General features: G+C 71.2%; 12 protein-coding genes and 1 pseudogene. 5 read left to right on the top strand and 8 right to left on the bottom strand.

The annotated features are described in order from the left end of the window. Positions 1-1,004 (top strand): transposase (locus tag G3I71_RS22950; RefSeq protein ID WP_239149299.1); only part of this gene is annotated, 1,004 nt, incomplete at its 5' end. 584 nt (positions 1,005-1,588) lie between these two features. On the opposite strand, the gene G3I71_RS22945 is transcribed toward G3I71_RS22950, so the two are convergent. The 6 genes and pseudogenes from G3I71_RS22945 to G3I71_RS22920 all read right to left on the bottom strand — a co-directional run bounded on the left by G3I71_RS22945 (position 1,589) and on the right by G3I71_RS22920 (position 6,334). Further along, positions 1,589-2,470, bottom strand: a complete 882-nt coding sequence (locus G3I71_RS22945) for a helix-turn-helix transcriptional regulator (RefSeq protein ID WP_164316707.1) — start codon at positions 2,468-2,470, stop codon at positions 1,589-1,591. A gap of 71 nt (positions 2,471-2,541) precedes the next feature. Continuing rightward, a complete protein-coding gene (locus G3I71_RS22940; RefSeq protein ID WP_164316706.1) occupies positions 2,542-3,333 on the bottom strand; it encodes an SDR family NAD(P)-dependent oxidoreductase in 792 nt (263 codons plus the stop codon). A gap of 374 nt (positions 3,334-3,707) precedes the next feature. Further along, positions 3,708-4,831 (bottom strand): annotated as a pseudogene (locus tag G3I71_RS22935) (MFS transporter). A 97-nt stretch (positions 4,832-4,928) separates the two neighbouring features. Beyond that, a complete protein-coding gene (locus G3I71_RS22930) occupies positions 4,929-5,213 on the bottom strand; it encodes a hypothetical protein (RefSeq protein WP_239149298.1) in 285 nt (94 codons plus the stop codon). A 33-nt stretch (positions 5,214-5,246) separates the two neighbouring features. Further along, on the bottom strand, positions 5,247-5,435 hold the full coding sequence (locus tag G3I71_RS51305) for a hypothetical protein (RefSeq protein ID WP_164316573.1): 189 nt from the start codon (positions 5,433-5,435) through the stop codon (positions 5,247-5,249). Between the two features lie 17 nt (positions 5,436-5,452). Then, the gene (locus G3I71_RS22920; RefSeq protein WP_164316705.1) at positions 5,453-6,334 is read right to left on the bottom strand and encodes a LysR substrate-binding domain-containing protein; all 882 of its coding nucleotides are present in this window, start codon (positions 6,332-6,334) and stop codon (positions 5,453-5,455) included. 71 nt (positions 6,335-6,405) lie between these two features. On the opposite strand from G3I71_RS22920, the gene G3I71_RS22915 reads away from it, so the two are divergent. From G3I71_RS22915 to G3I71_RS22905, 3 genes are read left to right on the top strand one after another with little or no spacing between them, the layout of a single operon-like run. Beyond that, positions 6,406-7,611 carry a thiolase family protein gene (locus tag G3I71_RS22915; protein WP_164316704.1) on the top strand — a complete coding sequence of 402 codons (1,206 nt, stop codon included), beginning with the start codon at positions 6,406-6,408 and terminating at the stop codon, positions 7,609-7,611. Beyond that, a complete protein-coding gene (locus G3I71_RS22910) occupies positions 7,608-8,303 on the top strand; it encodes a 3-oxoacid CoA-transferase subunit A (protein WP_164316703.1) in 696 nt (231 codons plus the stop codon). Before G3I71_RS22915 ends, G3I71_RS22910 begins: the two co-directional genes overlap by 4 nt. Further along, the gene (locus G3I71_RS22905; RefSeq protein ID WP_164316702.1) at positions 8,300-8,980 is read left to right on the top strand and encodes a 3-oxoacid CoA-transferase subunit B; all 681 of its coding nucleotides are present in this window, start codon (positions 8,300-8,302) and stop codon (positions 8,978-8,980) included. The genes G3I71_RS22910 and G3I71_RS22905 overlap by 4 nt, the downstream gene beginning before the upstream one ends. A 41-nt stretch (positions 8,981-9,021) precedes the next feature. On the opposite strand, the gene G3I71_RS22900 is transcribed toward G3I71_RS22905, so the two are convergent. Next, positions 9,022-12,003 carry a BTAD domain-containing putative transcriptional regulator gene (locus G3I71_RS22900; RefSeq protein WP_343243045.1) on the bottom strand — a complete coding sequence of 994 codons (2,982 nt, stop codon included), beginning with the start codon at positions 12,001-12,003 and terminating at the stop codon, positions 9,022-9,024. 377 nt (positions 12,004-12,380) lie between these two features. On the opposite strand from G3I71_RS22900, the gene G3I71_RS22895 reads away from it, so the two are divergent. Then, positions 12,381-13,184, top strand: coding sequence for a helix-turn-helix domain-containing protein (locus tag G3I71_RS22895; protein ID WP_343243044.1), 804 nt, complete (start codon positions 12,381-12,383; stop codon positions 13,182-13,184). Positions 13,185-13,339: 155 nt separating this feature from the next. Here G3I71_RS22895 and G3I71_RS22890 read toward each other — a convergent pair whose 3' ends face one another. After that, positions 13,340-15,808, bottom strand: a complete 2,469-nt coding sequence (locus G3I71_RS22890; protein WP_164316699.1) for a CBM35 domain-containing protein — start codon at positions 15,806-15,808, stop codon at positions 13,340-13,342.

The raw sequence follows: 15,808 nt of genomic DNA, 5'->3' as shown, positions 1-15,808 counted from the left end.
GCCGGCGACCGGAAGAAGACCACCCGACCTGCGGGCAGAGACCTGCCCGAGCCGGATGCGGTGAAAGATCGCACGTCCGGTTCCTAGGGGGCCGGGGCGCAGCAATGCGCTCCGGCTACCCGACCAATCGGCAGTCGATCCGGTTCACCGCCAACGCCCGCTGGTCCATCACCGACAAGGGGCGCCTGAACCTGCCGAAGATCGGTGCGGTGAAAGTGACGTGGTCCCGCACGCTGCCCACCACGCCCTCCTCCGTCACCGTCATCAAGGACGCGGCCGGGCGGTACTTTGCCTCTTTCGTCATCGACACCGACCTCGCCGCCGACGCGATCCGGATGCCCGAAACCGGCCGCACCATCGGCATCGACCTCGGCCTGACCCATTTCGCGGTCCTGTCCGACGGCACGAAAATCGACTCCCCGCGCTTCCTGCGCCGCGCGGAGAAGAAGCTGAAGAAGGCCCAGCGGGAGCTGTCCCGCAAGCAGAAGGGAAGCAAGAACCGCGAAAAGGCCCGCCTGAAGGTCGCCCGCGCCCACGCCAGGGTCACCGACGCCCGTCATGAGTTCCACCACCAGCTCTCCACCAGGCTGATCTCCGAGAACCAAGGGATCGCCGTGGAGAATCTGTCGGTGGCAGGACTGGCCCGCACCAGACTGGCCAAGTCCGTGCACGACGCCGGATGGTCCTCGTTCATCAGCATGCTGGAATACAAAGCGGCCCGGTACGGCCGCACCCTGGTGAAGATCGGCCGGTTCGAGCCGACCTCCCAGACCTGTTCCGCCTGCGGCGTCAAGGACGGACCCAAGCCCCTGAACATCAGGGAGTGGACCTGCGCCGCGTGCGGTGCGGTCCATGACCGGGACCACAACGCCGCGAAGAACGTGAAAACGGCCGCCGGACTGGCGGCATCAGCCTGCGGAGCGCCGGTAAGACCAGGAGCGATCCCGGCACAGCGCGAAGAAACAGGAAGCCACGGATTCCCGACCGAACCCTGTGCCGCATAGCGGCACAGCAACGATCGAGAAGGCCAGAATCCCCGGGCTTCAACCCGAGGAGCAAGTCAAACCTCCTTCCGTTGGGCCACCCACCTGCGGGCATGCCAGGCGGGGGCCGACCGGGAGAAGTGGATCACGCCACCCTGTCGTCTGCTGCACCCGCCTCGGCGAGCAAGGCTCGCCACGTGGCACGGATCGGTGCGCGGATATCCGCCATGCCCGTGCTCCCGGAGGCGATCAAGATCCTGGGAGCGGGCATCGTCAGGCGGCAAGATCAGGTTCGGGGGGCCGCCGATGATCTGGCTGCCGGTTCTGCGTGGGCGGGATGAGCGTTGGGGGCGTGTCGTTGAACGGCTGGCAGGCGGCAGGCTGGCTGTCGCCCGCCGGGGCGGGGCCGCAGGAGCAGGCCGTGGAAGGCGTGAGGATGATGGCGGTGCCGTGCGCGGGTATTCGGGGAGTGGCGATCCGCCAGGACCGGGCATGCCGGTCTGCGGTGCTCTGTTCGTCGGTGTGCTGGCCGGGGCATTGACCGATGGCGCGTCTGACGCAGGTGCTGCGGGTCGTCGGCGGTGAGGCCGGGACTGCCCGTAAGGTCAGGGCGCGCGGTCGTCGGGTGGCATTGGGGAAGGGGTCTCGGTGGCCCAGGCCAGCAGCATCCGCAGGGCGTCGTGCGATGGGCTGCCCGGCTCGGCGGCATACGTGATCAAGGCCTGATCGGGGTCGTCCGTTGCGCGCAGGGTCTCGTAGGCCAGATCCAGGTCGCCGACCACCGGATGGTGGAAGCGCTTGGTTCCCGAGGTCTTGTCCCGCACTGGGTGCTCGGCCCACCAGCGACGGAAGTCCTCGCTCTTCATCGACAGTTCGCCGATCAGGCTCGCCAACCGAGGGTCCTCGGGGTGCCGTCCTGCGTCCAGGTGGAGGTAGGCCACGTTCTCGCGGGCGCAGGAGGTCCAGTCCGCATACAGTTCCCGGGACGTCTCGTCGAGGAAGGTGATTCGGGCGATGTTGCGCTCAGCTGGGCCCAGGGCCGCGTAGTCGCCGAAGAGGGCGACCGCTGCGGTGTTCCAGGCCAGTATGTCCATGCGCCGGCCCATCACTACCGCCGGTATGTCCACCAGATCGTCCAGCAGCCGCTGGAGCATGGGGCGCACGCGTTGCGGCCGGGGCCGGCGTCGGGGAGTGTGCCGGGCGGTGGACTGCGGTCGGGCGAGGCGGTGCAGGTGCCCGGTGGCAGCCTCGTCCAGCCGCAGTGCGCGGGCGAGGGCGTCGAGTACGGCGCCCGAGGGGTTGGGCACGCGGCCCTGTTCCATCCGGGTGTAGTAGTCGACACTCACTCCGGCGAGCTGCGCGATCTCCTCGCGGCGCAGGCCCGCCACCCGGCGCCGGCCTCCGAAGTCCGGCAGGGCAACGTCTTCGAGGTGCAGGAGGGAGCGGCGGGTGCGGAGGAACTCGCCCAGGTTGATCGCTGCGCTCATACGACGATTGTGCCGGTCGTGATGGGTGGCTGCCTGGCCCTGCCGGGGCCAGGCAGCCACCACACCCTCCGTCAGGCGGGGATGGCGGTCACCAGGCCCCCGTCGACGGCGATGTCCTGGGCTGTGATGTACGAGGACCGCGGGGAAAGGAGGAAGGCCACGGTCTCGGCGATGTCCTGGGCCTGGCCGAGCCGCTTCAGCGGCACCTGCGATCGGATGGCGTCGTGCGAGGCAGGGTCCGGGTTGGCGGCATGGAACATCTCGGTGACGATGTAGCCCGGGCTGATCGAGTTGACCCGGATGCCGCGCTCGGCGAGATCACTGCCCAGTGCGCGGGCCAGATTGTGGACGGCAGCCTTGGTGGCCGCATACACCGGTGCGACGGCCAGGCCCCGGTGCAGTGTCCACGAGGCATTGATCACGATGGAACCGCCACCCGCTGCGTCGAGCAGCGGCAGAACCTTCTGGACCGTGAAGAACACCCCCTTGAAGTTGACGTCGACGCTGAGATCGAAGTCCTGCTCAGTGACCTCGCCACTGCGCTGGAACACTCCGACCCCGGCATTGGCGAACACCCCGTCCAGACGTCCGTGGCGTTCACGGATCAGGGCAGCCAAGCGGTCCAGATCGGTGAGGCTGGCGGAGTCGGCCCGGACCGCGAACAGACGGGCACCCTGACCGGACGCCTTGTCCAATTGTTCGGCTGCGCGGTCGAGGCGGGCATCGTCGCGGCCGGTGATGACGATATGGGCGCCGGCTTCCAGGAGCAGACGCGCGGTGGCCAGGCCCATCCCGCTGGTTCCGCCGGTGATCAGGACGACACGGTCGTGGAAGCCGGTCACGTCACTGCTGCTGTCGGTCATGACCACAGCCTCGCCACCAACCTTCGGGCCAACCAGGCCCAGATCAACCTGGGTCTCCCAGGCCCCCTTCTGCAGGCAGCCGAGACAGCCTCCACCACACCGCCCTGGACGTCCAACGATGCGACATGCACCGCCCGGCCCCGGAATCAACCCCCGAAGGACTTCGAGAGCCGACCACTAAGCCGCCGAGCAGCGGGGGAAGGCGTTGAACTCCACCATCGCCTTCTAGGGGTTGGCCGGACCACCTTCGGACCCGTTGGTGGCCCCGGCGCGGTCCTCTCCGGGTTCGGGGCGGCGGGCGAGTCGGCTGAACGCAGGTCTCGGCGCCCGGGCGGCGGCTCTGAGCCTGGGCGCGCCGGCTGACCGGCATCCCCTCACCTGTGGTGCTCCAACTGCCCCGCGGGCGATCTTGCTTGCTGCGCGGCAACCGCCATGACGATGACGGAGAGCAGGACGATGCCGGCGCCGACGTAGAGCGGTGCGGTGTAGCCGAGGCCCGCGGTGATGGCCAGGCCGCCGAGCCAGGCGCCGAGGGCGTTGCCGAGGTTGGACGCGGACACGTTGGCGCTGGCGGCCAGCGCCGCTCCGTGGGCGTAGTCGGTGACGCGGGTGATCATGCCGGGCACACTGGCGAACCCGAACAGGCCCATCAAGAACACCAGCACCACCGATGCGGCGGCGCTGGTGGCCAGCAGACCGAACACGGCCAGGGTGACGGCGAGTCCGAGCAGGGCGATGATCAGGGCGCGGTCCCGGTCGCGGTCGGCCGCTCGCCCGCCGACCAGGTTCCCGACGACCAGGCCGGCGCCGTAGACCATCAGCAGCCAGGCGACGTCCGCCGACGAGAAGCCGCCGACCTCCGTGAACGTGTAGGCGAGGTAGGTGAACGCACCGAACATCCCGCCGTAGCCGAGCGCGGTGGCTGTCAGCGTCAGCCCGACCTGCCAGGACCGGAACGCACGGAACTGGGCCCGAAGGCCGCTGGGCGGTGCTGGCTCCGAGCTGCCCGGCACTGCCGACTGCCGTGTCTCTCCGGCCCCGCCGGGGACGAGGGCGACGATTCCCGCCAGCGCGAGCACGCCGATCGCGGTGACCGCCCAGAAGGCCGCCCGCCAGCCCCACCGCTCACCGACCAGCGCACCGAACGGCACGCCCAGCACGTTCGCCACCGTCAGCCCGGCGAACATGACAACGCGGCGACGATCCGCCCGAGCAGCATCACCTCGTAGTTCGGTGCGATCGCCGACATCAGGTTGCCGATGACGAACAACGCCACCAGGCCGACCAGTACCCGTTTGCGGGGCAGCCGTGCCGTCGCCGCGGTCAGCACGATCGCGCCGACCGCGACACTCAACGCGTATCCGGAGATCAGTCGGCCCGCGGTCGCCTCGGACACATCGAAACCCGACGCCACCTGCGGCAGCAGCCCGGCGATCAGGAACTCGGTCAGCCCGATACCGAAACCGCCCAGCGCCAGTGCGACCAGTCCGCTCGGCATCCGTCCCATGGCCCTACCCTCACCCCCTGGCGCCGGACGTGTCCATGGACAGAGACCGGCGGCGCTTGGACGAAAGTCGGGGGAGCCCAAGTGCCCTTCAGCGCGCGGTGATGCGGGCGTTGACCCGCCACAGGCAGTCGCCGTCGGTGTGCCACATGGGGTGGTGAGGGGCCGCGTCGCAGGTCAGGGCGATGCCGTGGAAGCCGGCGGGGAGTCGGCGGTCGACGACGAACTCCGCGATGTCCTTGCCGACGGCGCCCTCCTCGAAGCGCGTCAGGAGCGGTGTGCAGCCCACGACGCCTTCACCGAGGACGGCGGGGATGCCACGGCGCCGGGTGAAGTCGGCGACGGAGTCGACCCAGTCGGCCGGCGTCTCCCGCATGGCCTGGCGGTGCGCCGTGTAGTTCTCGTAGAGCTACGGGTCCCAGCGGTCGGGGTCCGCCCAGTCGTGCGCGTAGAACCGTCCGCGCGGGAAGACGACGATCTGCCCCACGGCCGTAGCCGTCCGGACCGGACTCGCCGCGACGCCGTTGACGGTGATGTGGCGAGCGGCGAGGTTGACGGCCAGGAAGGGACCGTCCACGTTGACGGCGAAGGTGCACACACACCGTCGGTCACGCGTCAGAACATCGCCCGGATGATCCCCACAGTGCGCGCCAGGTGCGGTTCGGCGCGGTCGGCGCGGTGGGCGACGGCCAGCTCGATGCGGGCGTCGGCCCCGGCAAGTGGCAGGTAGGTGACGCCTTCGAGGGCCAGCGCGGTCACGGGCTCGGGCACGACCGCGACGCCGAGGCCGCCCGCCACGAGCGTGACCAGCGTCGAGGTCTCGCCGACCTCGTGGCGGATGTGCGGCTCGACCCCGGCATCGCGCAGGAGGCCCAGTACGACGTCGTACATCACCGACCGTCGGCCGGCGGAGTGCACGATCAGGTCGGCACCCGCGAGGTCCGCGGCGCGCAGCCGTGACCGCCGGGCGAGGCGATGGTCGACCGGCACGGCGACCACGAGCCGGTCCCGGCGCAAGGTGTGCACGGTGAGCGAGAGGTCGGCCGCCGCAGGACGCAGCAGCGCGACGTCGATCGCGCCGGTGCGCAGCGCCTCGACCTGGTCGGGCGCGAGCATCTCGCCCCGGAAGGAGAACTCGACGCCGGGAAGCTCCTGCGCGAGCCGCCGCGAGAGCGCGGGCAGGAGACTGTACGTCGCCGAGCCCACGCACCCGATCGCGAGGTGGCCCACCGAGCCGGCGGCGACGAGCCGTGCGTGGTGAGTGGCCTCTTCGACGCCGGCGAGGATCGCGCGCGCCCGGTCGAGGTAGGCCCGGCCGGCCTCGGTGAGGTCGACGCGGCGCGTGGTGCGGTGGAGCAGCTCGACGCCGAGCTCGCCCTCCAGCTGGCGGATCTGCTGGGAGAGCGGTGGCTGCGCCATGTGGAGCCGCTCGGCGGCGCGACCGAAGTGGAGCTCCTCGGCCACCGCCACGAAGTACCGGAGATGACGCAGATCCATATCTCACCCATATCAATCAGCTCGGATATGTGTACTTCAGAATATCGCGGCCCGGTACTAACGTCGGTGCCATGAGTGCTTATCTGTACGCCGCGACGCGGACGCCGTTCGGCCGCTTCAACGGCGCGCTGGCCGGTGTCCGTCCCGACGACCTCGCCGCCGCCGCGATCACCTCGACGCTCGCCGCTGTCCCGGGCCTCGATCCCGCCGCGATCGGCGACGTGGTGTGGGGCAACGCCAACGGCGCCGGCGAGGAGAACCGCAACGTCGGCCGCATGGCCGCGCTGCTCGCCGGGCTCCCGGTGAGCGTGCCCGGCACCACGGTCAACCGGCTGTGCGGTTCGAGTCTCGACGCGGCGATGACGGCCAGCCGGACGATCGAGTCCGGCGATGCCGAGGTGGTGCTGACCGGCGGCGTGGAGTCCATGACACGTGCGCCGTGGGTACTGCCCAAGTCGGCGAAACCGTTCCCGGTCGGAGACGTCACCGCGGTCTCGACCACGCTCGGCTGGCGGCTGGTCAACCCGCGGATGCCGAAGGAGTGGACGGTCAGCCTGGGCGAGGCCAACGAGCGGCTCCGGGAGCGCTTCGGCATCTCCCGCGAGCGGCAGGACGAGTTCGCCGCCCGCTCCCACCAACTGGCCGACCTGGCTTGGGAGTCGGGCTTCTACGACGGCCTGGTGGTACCGGTCGAGGGTGTCGGCCTGACGCGCGACGAGGGCATCCGGCCCGGTTCCACGCCGGAGGCACTGGCCGGTCTCAAGCCGGTCTTCCGTACCCCGGAGCAGGGCGGCACCATCACCGCGGGCAACGCCAGTCCGCTCAACGACGGTGCCTCCGCGGTGCTGCTGGGCAGTGAGAAGGCGGCGGCCACCATCGGGGCCGACCCGATCGCCCGCATCGCCGGCCGTGGCGTGATGGCACTGGAGCCGCAGGCCTTCGGCTACGCCCCGGTCGAGGCCGCGAACCGCGCGCTGGCCCGGGCCGGGATCGGCTGGGACCAGGTGGGCGCGGTCGAGCTCAACGAGGCCTTCGCCGTGCAGTCGCTCGCCTGTCTCGACGCGTGGAAGATCGACCCCGCCATCGTGAACCAGAAGGGCGGTGCCATCGCGATCGGGCATCCGCTGGGCGCCTCGGGAGGCAGGGTCCTCGCCACGCTGGCCAAGGTGCTGCGCGTGACGAAGCAGCGCTACGGTGTCGCCGCGATCTGTATCGGGGTCGGCCAGGGGCTGGCCGTCGTACTCGAGAACTGCGGCGTCACGGAGGCGGGCAAGTGAGCCGGGCGGAGATCGTCGAGAGCGCCGACGCGGCGGTCGCCGGGATCGAGGACGGGGCGACCGTCCTCGTCGGCGGCTTCGGGCTGGCCGGGATGCCGTTCGATCTGATCGACGCGCTCATCCGGCAGGGGGCGAAGGACCTCACGATCGTGTCCAACAACGCGGGCAACGGCGAGGTCGGGCTGGCCGCACTGCTGGCCGCCGGCCGGGTGCGCAAGGTGCTCTGCTCCTTTCCGCGCCAGGCCGACTCCTGGGTCTTCGACGGCCTCTACCGCGAGGGAAAGATCGTGCTGGAGGTGGTGCCGCAGGGCAACCTCGCCGAGCGGATGCGCGCGGCCGGTGCCGGCATCGGCGCGTTCTACTGCCCGACAGCGGTCGGCACACCGCTCGCCGAGGGCAAGGAGGAGCGGGAGATCGACGGCCGGAAGTACCTGCTGGAATACCCCATCAAGGGCGACTACGCGCTGATCGGCGCGCACATCGCGGACACGCTGGGCAACCTCGTCTACCGCAGGACGGCCCGCAACTTCGGACCGGTCATGGCCACGGCCGCGACGACGACCATCGTCCAGGTCGGCGAGGTCGTCGAGCCCGGGACGCTCGACCCCGAGGCCGTCGTCACCCCGTCCATCTACGTCGACCGGATCGTCCAGGTGGCGGCCCGGCACTACACCGTCCAGGGGGCACGATGACCACCACGTCGACCGGCCGGGCGTACGCCGAGGCGCCGAGGAGCGCCGACCACCAGCTCTCGATGGACGAGCTGGCCGCCGTCATCGCACGCGACATCCCGGCCGGCGCCTTCGTCAACCTCGGTATCGGGCAGCCCACCAGGATCGCCGACCATCTGCCGGCCGACTCCGGGGTGGTGCTGCACACCGAGAACGGCATGCTCAACATGGGCCCGAAGGCCGAGGGCGACGCGGTCGACCCCGACCTGACCAATGCCGGCAAGGTCCCGGTGACCGAGCTGCCGGGGGCGGCGTACTTCCACCACGCCGACTCCTTCGCCATGATGCGCGGCGGACACCTGGACGTCTGCGTCCTCGGGGCGTACCAGGTCGCCTTCGACGGCGATCTCGCCAACTGGACCACCGGTAGACCCGACGACATCCCCGCCGTCGGCGGCGCCATGGACCTCGCCATCGGCGCCAAGGACGTCTACGTGATGATGACGCTCTTCACCCGCTCCGGTGAGCCGAAGCTCGTTCCGCGGTGCGCCTACCCGCTCACCGGCATCGGCTGCGTCAGCCGCGTCTACACGGACCACGGCGTCTTCGACGTCGGCCCCGACGGCGTGCGGATCCGGGAGACGTACGGCGTCGGCGCCAAGGAACTGGCGGAGCGACTCGGCATCACGCTGCCGTAGGGCGTGCGGGTCCTTGGCCGAAGAGGCAATCGCCCGTTCGCTCAGTGGACCGGAGTACGGCTTTCCGGACCCGGTCCGACCCTGATGCCTGGTGCGGCGGGTGAAGGGACCCAGCCGCACCAGGACGGGGGCCCGGTCCCGGGATCGGGCGCGGAAGCCGGACCGAGACGGTCCAGGAGAGCGACACGCAGTGGATCCGTGTCCGGGAGGCCGAGACCGCTACTGATCGCCAGGGCCTGGGTCCAGGCGTCGACGGCGGAGTGGGCGTGAGCGGTGGCGCGGTGGACGTCGCCGAGGCAGAGGAGCCCGGCGGCTTCGCTGTGGCGGTCGCCGGTCCTGTGGAACAGGTCGAGGGCCTGCCGGTAGCAGTCGACGGCCTCCTGGTATCGGCCCAGGTGGTGGTGGATGTAGCCGAGGCTGTCCCGGATGTGGGCCTGTCCGTTGAGGTCCGAGGTCTCCTGAGCCAGGTCGAGGGCCTGGCGGCAGTGTGCGAGAGCCTGGGCGTGGTCGCCCAGCTGGGCGAGGATCCACCCGATGTGATTGAGGGCGGCGGACTGCCCGGCCCGGTCACCGGCCGCCCGATGATGCCTGAGACTGTCGTGAGCGTGACCGAGTGCCTGCCGGCGCCCGCCCTGTGCCTCGGACATCCGGGACAGGTGCTGGTGGATACGGGCCTGTCCGGCGTGACTGCCGGCTTCGTCGAAGAGGACCAGCGCGCGCAGGTAGTGGGCACGGGCCTCGTCGGGACGGTCCAGCCGGTCCTGGGCGAGTCCGAGCCCGCGATGGGCATCGGCCTGTCCGGCCTTGTCGCCCTGGCGCAGCGCGGCCTTCAGCGCCGTGGTGTGGACGCCGGTCAGTGCTCGCCAGTACCCGTGCCGGTCGAGATACGTGGTCAGCGCAGAGGCGAGCCGACAGGTATGGGTGTCGAAGCCCGCGGCGGGCGCCTGATCCACGGCGGCCAGGAGGACCGCGTGCTCGGCGGTGAACCAGGCCTGTGCCTGTGGGTGGTCCGACAGTCGCGTGGGCGCCGCGCCCGGCTGGGCGGGTGGCAGGGGAGGCGGGTTGGGCCGGGGAGTCAGCAGGGCGTCGGCCGTGTGGGCGGTGTGCAGGTAGTGGTCGAGCATCCGGTGCGTGGCCGTGCGCCGGACGTCGTCGCTGTCGTACACGGCGACGAGTTCGGCGGAGTAGGCGCGCAGCAGGTCGTGGAAGACGTACCGGCCGGGGACATGTTCGGTGAGCAGGTGCCCGCGAACCAACTCGGCCAGCAGCACCCGGGCGCGCGGCACCGGCACGTCGGCCAGCGCGGCGACGGCCGGCAGGGCCGCGTCGGGCCCGGGGTGCACGCCCAGCAGCCGGAAGAGCCGGGCGGCCTCGGAACCGAGCGACTGGTACGACCAGGAGAACACCGCCCGCACCTGGCTGGAAGCCTCCCCGCCGTCGAGGGCGTCCAGGCGTCCGTCGGCCCGGTGCAGCTCCCCGGCCAGCGCCGCGAGCGGAAGACCGGGCTGGGCGGCGGCGCGTGCGGCGACGATCGCCAGTGCGAGCGGCAGCCCCGCGCACCGGCCGACGATCTCCCGTACGGCGGCGGGTTCGGCCGTCACCCGGTCCGCGCCCAGCCGTCCGGTCAGCAGTTCGCGGGCCTCGGCGGGACCGAGCAGACCGAGGGTCAGCAGATGGGCCCCTTCGGCCGCCGCCAGCCCGGTCAGCGACTTCCGGCTGGTGACCAGGGCCAGACACCCGGGTGCCCCGGGCAGCAGTGGACGGACCTGCTCGGCGTCGCCGGCGTTGTCCAGTACCACCAGCACCCGCCGCCCGGCCAGCAGGCTGCGGTACAGCCCGGTCTGCGCCTCAAGACCGGCCGGGACACGGGCCGGCGACACCCCGAAGGCGTCCAGGAACCCCCGTACCGCCTCCGCCGGGCCCACCGCCGAGCCGTCAGGGGTGAACCCGCGCAGATTCACATACAACTGCCCGTCAGGAAAGGCCTGTTGAGCGCGGCGCGCCCAGTGCACGGCCAACGCCGTCTTGCCCACGCCCGCGGTACCCGACACCGCCGAGATCACCACCGCCGACGGCTGGTCCAGCGCCGAGGCGAGAATCTCGTCCAGCTGAGCGAGCTCCTCGCCGCGCCCGGTGAATCCCCTTACTCCCATGGGCAGTTGTACGGGGATCCCGCCCGGCCACGGCACTGCCACCGCCGACGGCCGCGTCGGGGCCGGCGGGAGGGGAGCGGCCTCGGCAGGCACCCGGGGCGCCGACCTTGCGGTGGGCCCCGGCACGCCGCCCCGCAGGATCGCCTGATGCACCTCCCGCAGCGCCGCCCCGGGGTCGGCGCCCAGCTCCTCGGCCAGCCGCCGCCGGACGGTGGCGTAGCGGTCCAGCGCCTCCGCGCCGCGCCCGGCGGTGTGCAGCGCCCGCATCAGCGCCCCGGTCAGCGGTTCCACCAGCGGATACTCGCCGAGCAGCTCGGTGAGCGGGCCGATCACGGCAACGGGATCACCGGCGCGCGACTCCATGTCGGCCCACGCGACGGCCGCGTCCACCCGCTGCTGCCGCCACGCCTCACGCACGCGCCCCGCCCACTGGCCGCCCAGTCCGGCCAGCGGTTCCCCGCGCCACAGGCCGAGCGCCTCGCGCAGCAGCGAGGCCCGCGCCTCCTCCGTACGCCCCGCCTCCCGGGCCCGGCCGGCCAGCTGCCGGAACCGATGTACGTCCACCTGGTCCGGGCGAGCCTCCAGCACGTAACCGCCCGAACGGCGCAGCAGGCGTAACTGGGCGTCCTCAGCATCCTCGGTGTGCTCGCACAGCCGCCGGAGCCGGGCGATATGGGCGTGCAGCGCGCGTCGTGCCCCGTCGGGCGGATCCGCCCCCCAGACGCGCTGGATCAGTACGTCGGCCGTGACGGGCCGGCCGGTGTCCACCGCGAGCGCAGCCAGCACGGCTCGGCGCTGCGGCGGCCCGACCTCCGCCGTCCGGCCCCGAACCGCCAGTTCCACCGCACCGAGAAGTCGCAAATACACCACGCTCTCCGCACCCCCCGTGCAGACCTTCATCACGTGTCGTGCACGCTCTCACGCCGGGCGACAACCTATCGACAACGTTCTGAGCCACACTCGGGCCACAGTCTGGGGGCGGAGAGGTGCCCATGCACGGCGGCGCCCCGCACAGGGGGAACGACTCTGCGGGGAGTCGGGAAGTCGTGCGGAAACGGGCTGTCCATCTGTTGGGGCCATGAACGGATCCACGGGTCGGCCGTCGCGACCACCACGGACGAACCGGAGCGCCCGGACCGCGATCGACCAGTCTGCGGCCCGGGCCGGTTCCGACGCCGTGCGCGAGCGCGGCGAGGGGAGCCGTCCGCTCGATGGCCGCTTGTCGGGCGGTATGGGGGGAGATCGACGTGAACGAGCCACGGAGAGCGACCACAACGAACACGGCGGCTGCAGCGGTGCGGCAGCTGGAGCGGCCCGCCGGGCCAGAGCGGGTCGCGGTGCGTTCGCCGGCCGCGCCGGACGGTGGCGGGCGGAGCGTGCTGGAGGGCGCCTTCGGGTTGCTGGAAGCGGTGGAGCGGGCCGGCCAGGCCGGACTGACCAGGCTCGCGGGGGAGTGCGGGCTGCCCAAGACGACCGCGTACCGGCTGCTGGAGCAACTGGTCGTACTGGGTGCCGTCGAGCGGAACCGCGCGGGTTATCGGATGGGCTCGCGGATGTTCCGGCTCGGGCACGCCTGGCAGCCGCATCCCGGCCTGCGATCCGCCGCCCGGGAGCCGGCCCGCCGGCTGGCGCGGGTCACGGGTGCGAGGGTGGGCGTCAACGTGCTCAGGGAGGGGCGGACCCTGATCCTCGACTGGACGGCCGGCGCGACCGACGAGGCACTCGACCCACTGCGCGACGGCGTGGTCTGGCCCTGGTTCACCGCGGCGGGCAAAGTGCTGGTGGCCGGGGCGCACCCGCAACTCCCGCTGGGACCGCTGCCCGCGTCCTGGCGACGGGAATCCGCGGCGATCCGTGACCGGGGTGTCGCGTTCGACCGGGAGGAACTGGTGGCGGGGGCGTGCTGTGTGGCGGTGCCGTTGTACGGGCCGGGCCGTGTGCCGCTGGCGTCCCTGAGCGTCGTGACCGATCCCGCACACAGCCTGGAACGGCTCGTGGATGCCGTCCAGCAGGCGGGAAGGGCGATCAGCGCGCGGTTGCGCGGCCGGTGACACCGGAAAAGACTCTCGGGACCGGGCACGGCCACCGGGCCGTCCGCTCAGGTGCTCCAGCGTCCCGCCGGCCTCGCCCTGCGCCGCCCGTCATGGAGCCGGGCCGGATCTCCGCCGAGATCCGGCCCGGCTCTGTGCCGGAGTGGGTCGGTCGACTAGCCGATGACCCGGCCCAGTTCGATCCGGTCGATGTTCGGGGCCCATGCGCTCGCGTTCCCGAACGTCACCTTGTTGGGGCCCGCCTTCAGGTCGACGGGGACGCCCAGCGTCCAGTAGTCGTCCCAGCCCCAGGTGTTCTTGAAGGTGACCGTCCGGGGCGCGCCCGCCCCCACCGTGAGGTCGGCCGTACGGGACATGATGTCCGTGTTGTAGGAGTGGCCGTTGTCCCGCCGCTCGTTGTGGGCGTAGCTGATGACCAGCATGTAGCGGCCCGACCTGGGCGCGTCCACCGTGAACTCGGCGGTGCTGGCGGCACTGTTGCCGAGCCAGCCGATGTAGGAACCGGCGGAGGCGTACGCCGAGTCGACGAGCTTGGCGCCGCCCGTGAGGGTGGCCGAGGCGCCCTCGTAGGAGAGGACGCCGGACGTCGAACCGGCGCCCGAGACGTCGAGGGAGCGGACGGAGGCGGCCTTGGCCGTCAACGCGATGCGGTTGTTGCCCGCCACCAGATACAGCCGCAGAGCCTTGCCCGGTACCGCCGTCACCTTCTGGCCGTGCAGCTCCAGCCGCACCGGCGCAGAGGATCGCGGCACCACCGAGTAGTAGCCGTCGCGCGGTGCGTAGGCGTCGAAGACCGCCTTGTCCCCGGAGCGCAGGACGAGGGCGCCCGTGCCGACCCCGGCGGACGAGGAGTAGTCGAAGGACGGCCGGCCGCTGACGTCCGCGAGCGTGGCCTCGTACGACGCGGAGGGCACGGCGGAGGTACGGGCGGTCAGGTCGATGCGGTCGAGGGTGACCTCGGTGTCGCCCTTGGCCAGCGTCAGGACGTGCTTGCCGGCCGGGAGGTCGACGGTGACGTCCTTCTTGGCGCGGTAGGTCCAGTTCTCGGTCGAGGGATAGGAGACCGTCGCCGTGGCCTGCCCGTCGACCGAGAGCTTCTGCGTGGCCGGTGTCCCGGACTGGTTGCCGTACAGGATCGCCAGGTCGTAGGTGCCGGCCCTGGGCACGTCGACCGTGAAGTCGACCTTGCTGGTGGCCTGGTTCAGCGAGCCGACGTCCTTCGTCCCGGAGGCCGCGTAGCCGTTGGCGTTGCTCACCGTGCCCTGTGTGTAGACCTGGCCGCCGGTGATGGCCGCGTCCTCGGCCTCGTACGACGCCGACCAGGGTACGGACGCGGCGGACGGGGTGCCGGAGCCGCCGGGCGTGAGGACGATCCGGTACGCGGACATCTTGTGCAGGCCGCGCAGCGGGACGCTCACCGTGCCGTCGGCCGCGACCTTCACCTTCGTACGGGCGAGGACGCGGGGCGTCGCGTGCTGGCCCTCGTAGCCGGACCAGGCGGCCTCGGCGACGGTCGCGGTGACCGTACGGCCGAAGGCCGACCGGGAGACGTTGCGTACGACGACGTCGGCGTCACCGGCCGAGCCGCCGAGCAGGACCTGTGCCTGGCGGCGCTTCTTGTCGTACGAGGCCAGACCCTGGAGGGTGTCGACGGCGTTGGCCTGCGGCGGGGTCACCTTGACCGTGTCACCGGTCAGTCCCGCGTACCAACGGAAGAACCACCAGCCGCCGTTGGGGATGTTGCTGTGCACGACGTTGCCGTCGAGGTTGCCCGCCGCGTCCCAGTAGGCCTGGTTGGCGTACACCTTGTTCCGCTCGAACATCGCTACCCACTGGGCGAGTTGTCCCGGAACGGACAGGTCGCGACGGTTGGCGTACTCATCGATGTTGATCTTCAGGGGTGCGATGCCGAGTTGGCGTTCGATCGAGCGGTAGTTGTCGTAGTTCCCCTGGAAGTTCTTCAGCGAACTGGAGTCCAACTCGTGCCAGGTCATCACCTGCGGCAGGACGTTCTCCCGCTTGGCGAAGGCGAGGAAGTCGGTCAGCAGGCGGGAGTGGTAGCCGGACTCGTTCGGTCCGGCGATCCTGGCGTCCGGGTCGATCGCCCGGATGCGCTCGTACACCGTCTTCCAGTCCTTGAGGAACCGGTCGCGGTTGACCTCGTACTGCGCCTGGTCGGAGGTGCCGAGGTTGTACCAGATCTGGTCGGGCTCGTTGAAGGGGATGTAGACGAAGTGCTCGCTGTTCGGGTCGGCCGACACCTCTTTGACGATCTTGTCGACCTTGGGGAGGTAGTCCTCGATGCCGAGGTCCTCGTACGGCCACTTGGTGTAGATGTCCTGCATCATCACGTTGATCTCGCCGCCGCCGTTGCGGAAGAACGACTTCGAGACGGTCAGCGCGTCCCCGTTGGGATGCTGGGCGCCGCCCTCCGGCTTCTGCGAGATGCTGGTGATCTTCAACGGTGCCAGCATGGCGTCGCTGGGCACGCCGTCGTCGCTGAGCCCGTACAGGGTGCCGTTGGCACCGAGCGTCACCCGGCCTTCGGACGCGGACAGGTCGACGGTGAGCCGCTGCGGGGCGGCTGCTGCCGCGGGCCCTGCGGCGGGAAGGGTGCCTGCCAT

The organism is Streptomyces sp. SID12501, assembly GCF_010550245.1.
Lineage (GTDB): Bacteria > Actinomycetota > Actinomycetes > Streptomycetales > Streptomycetaceae > Streptomyces.
The sequence above is the reverse complement of the archived record's forward strand: the minus strand, read 5'-3'. Positions and strand labels throughout refer to the sequence as shown.

Coding starts and splice junctions, on each gene's coding strand:
- G3I71_RS22945 (WP_164316707.1), bottom strand. CDS start 2,470: ATGAGCGCAGCGATCAACCTGGGCGAGTTCCTCCGCACCCGCCGCTCC.
- G3I71_RS22940 (WP_164316706.1), bottom strand. CDS start 3,333: ATGACCGACAGCAGCAGTGACGTGACCGGCTTCCACGACCGTGTCGTC.
- G3I71_RS22930 (WP_239149298.1), bottom strand. CDS start 5,213: ATGCGGGAGACGCCGGCCGACTGGGTCGACTCCGTCGCCGACTTCACC.
- G3I71_RS22920 (WP_164316705.1), bottom strand. CDS start 6,334: ATGGATCTGCGTCATCTCCGGTACTTCGTGGCGGTGGCCGAGGAGCTC.
- G3I71_RS22915 (WP_164316704.1), top strand. CDS start 6,406: ATGAGTGCTTATCTGTACGCCGCGACGCGGACGCCGTTCGGCCGCTTC.
- G3I71_RS22905 (WP_164316702.1), top strand. CDS start 8,300: ATGACCACCACGTCGACCGGCCGGGCGTACGCCGAGGCGCCGAGGAGC.
- G3I71_RS22890 (WP_164316699.1), bottom strand. CDS start 15,808: ATGGCAGGCACCCTTCCCGCCGCAGGGCCCGCGGCAGCAGCCGCCCCG.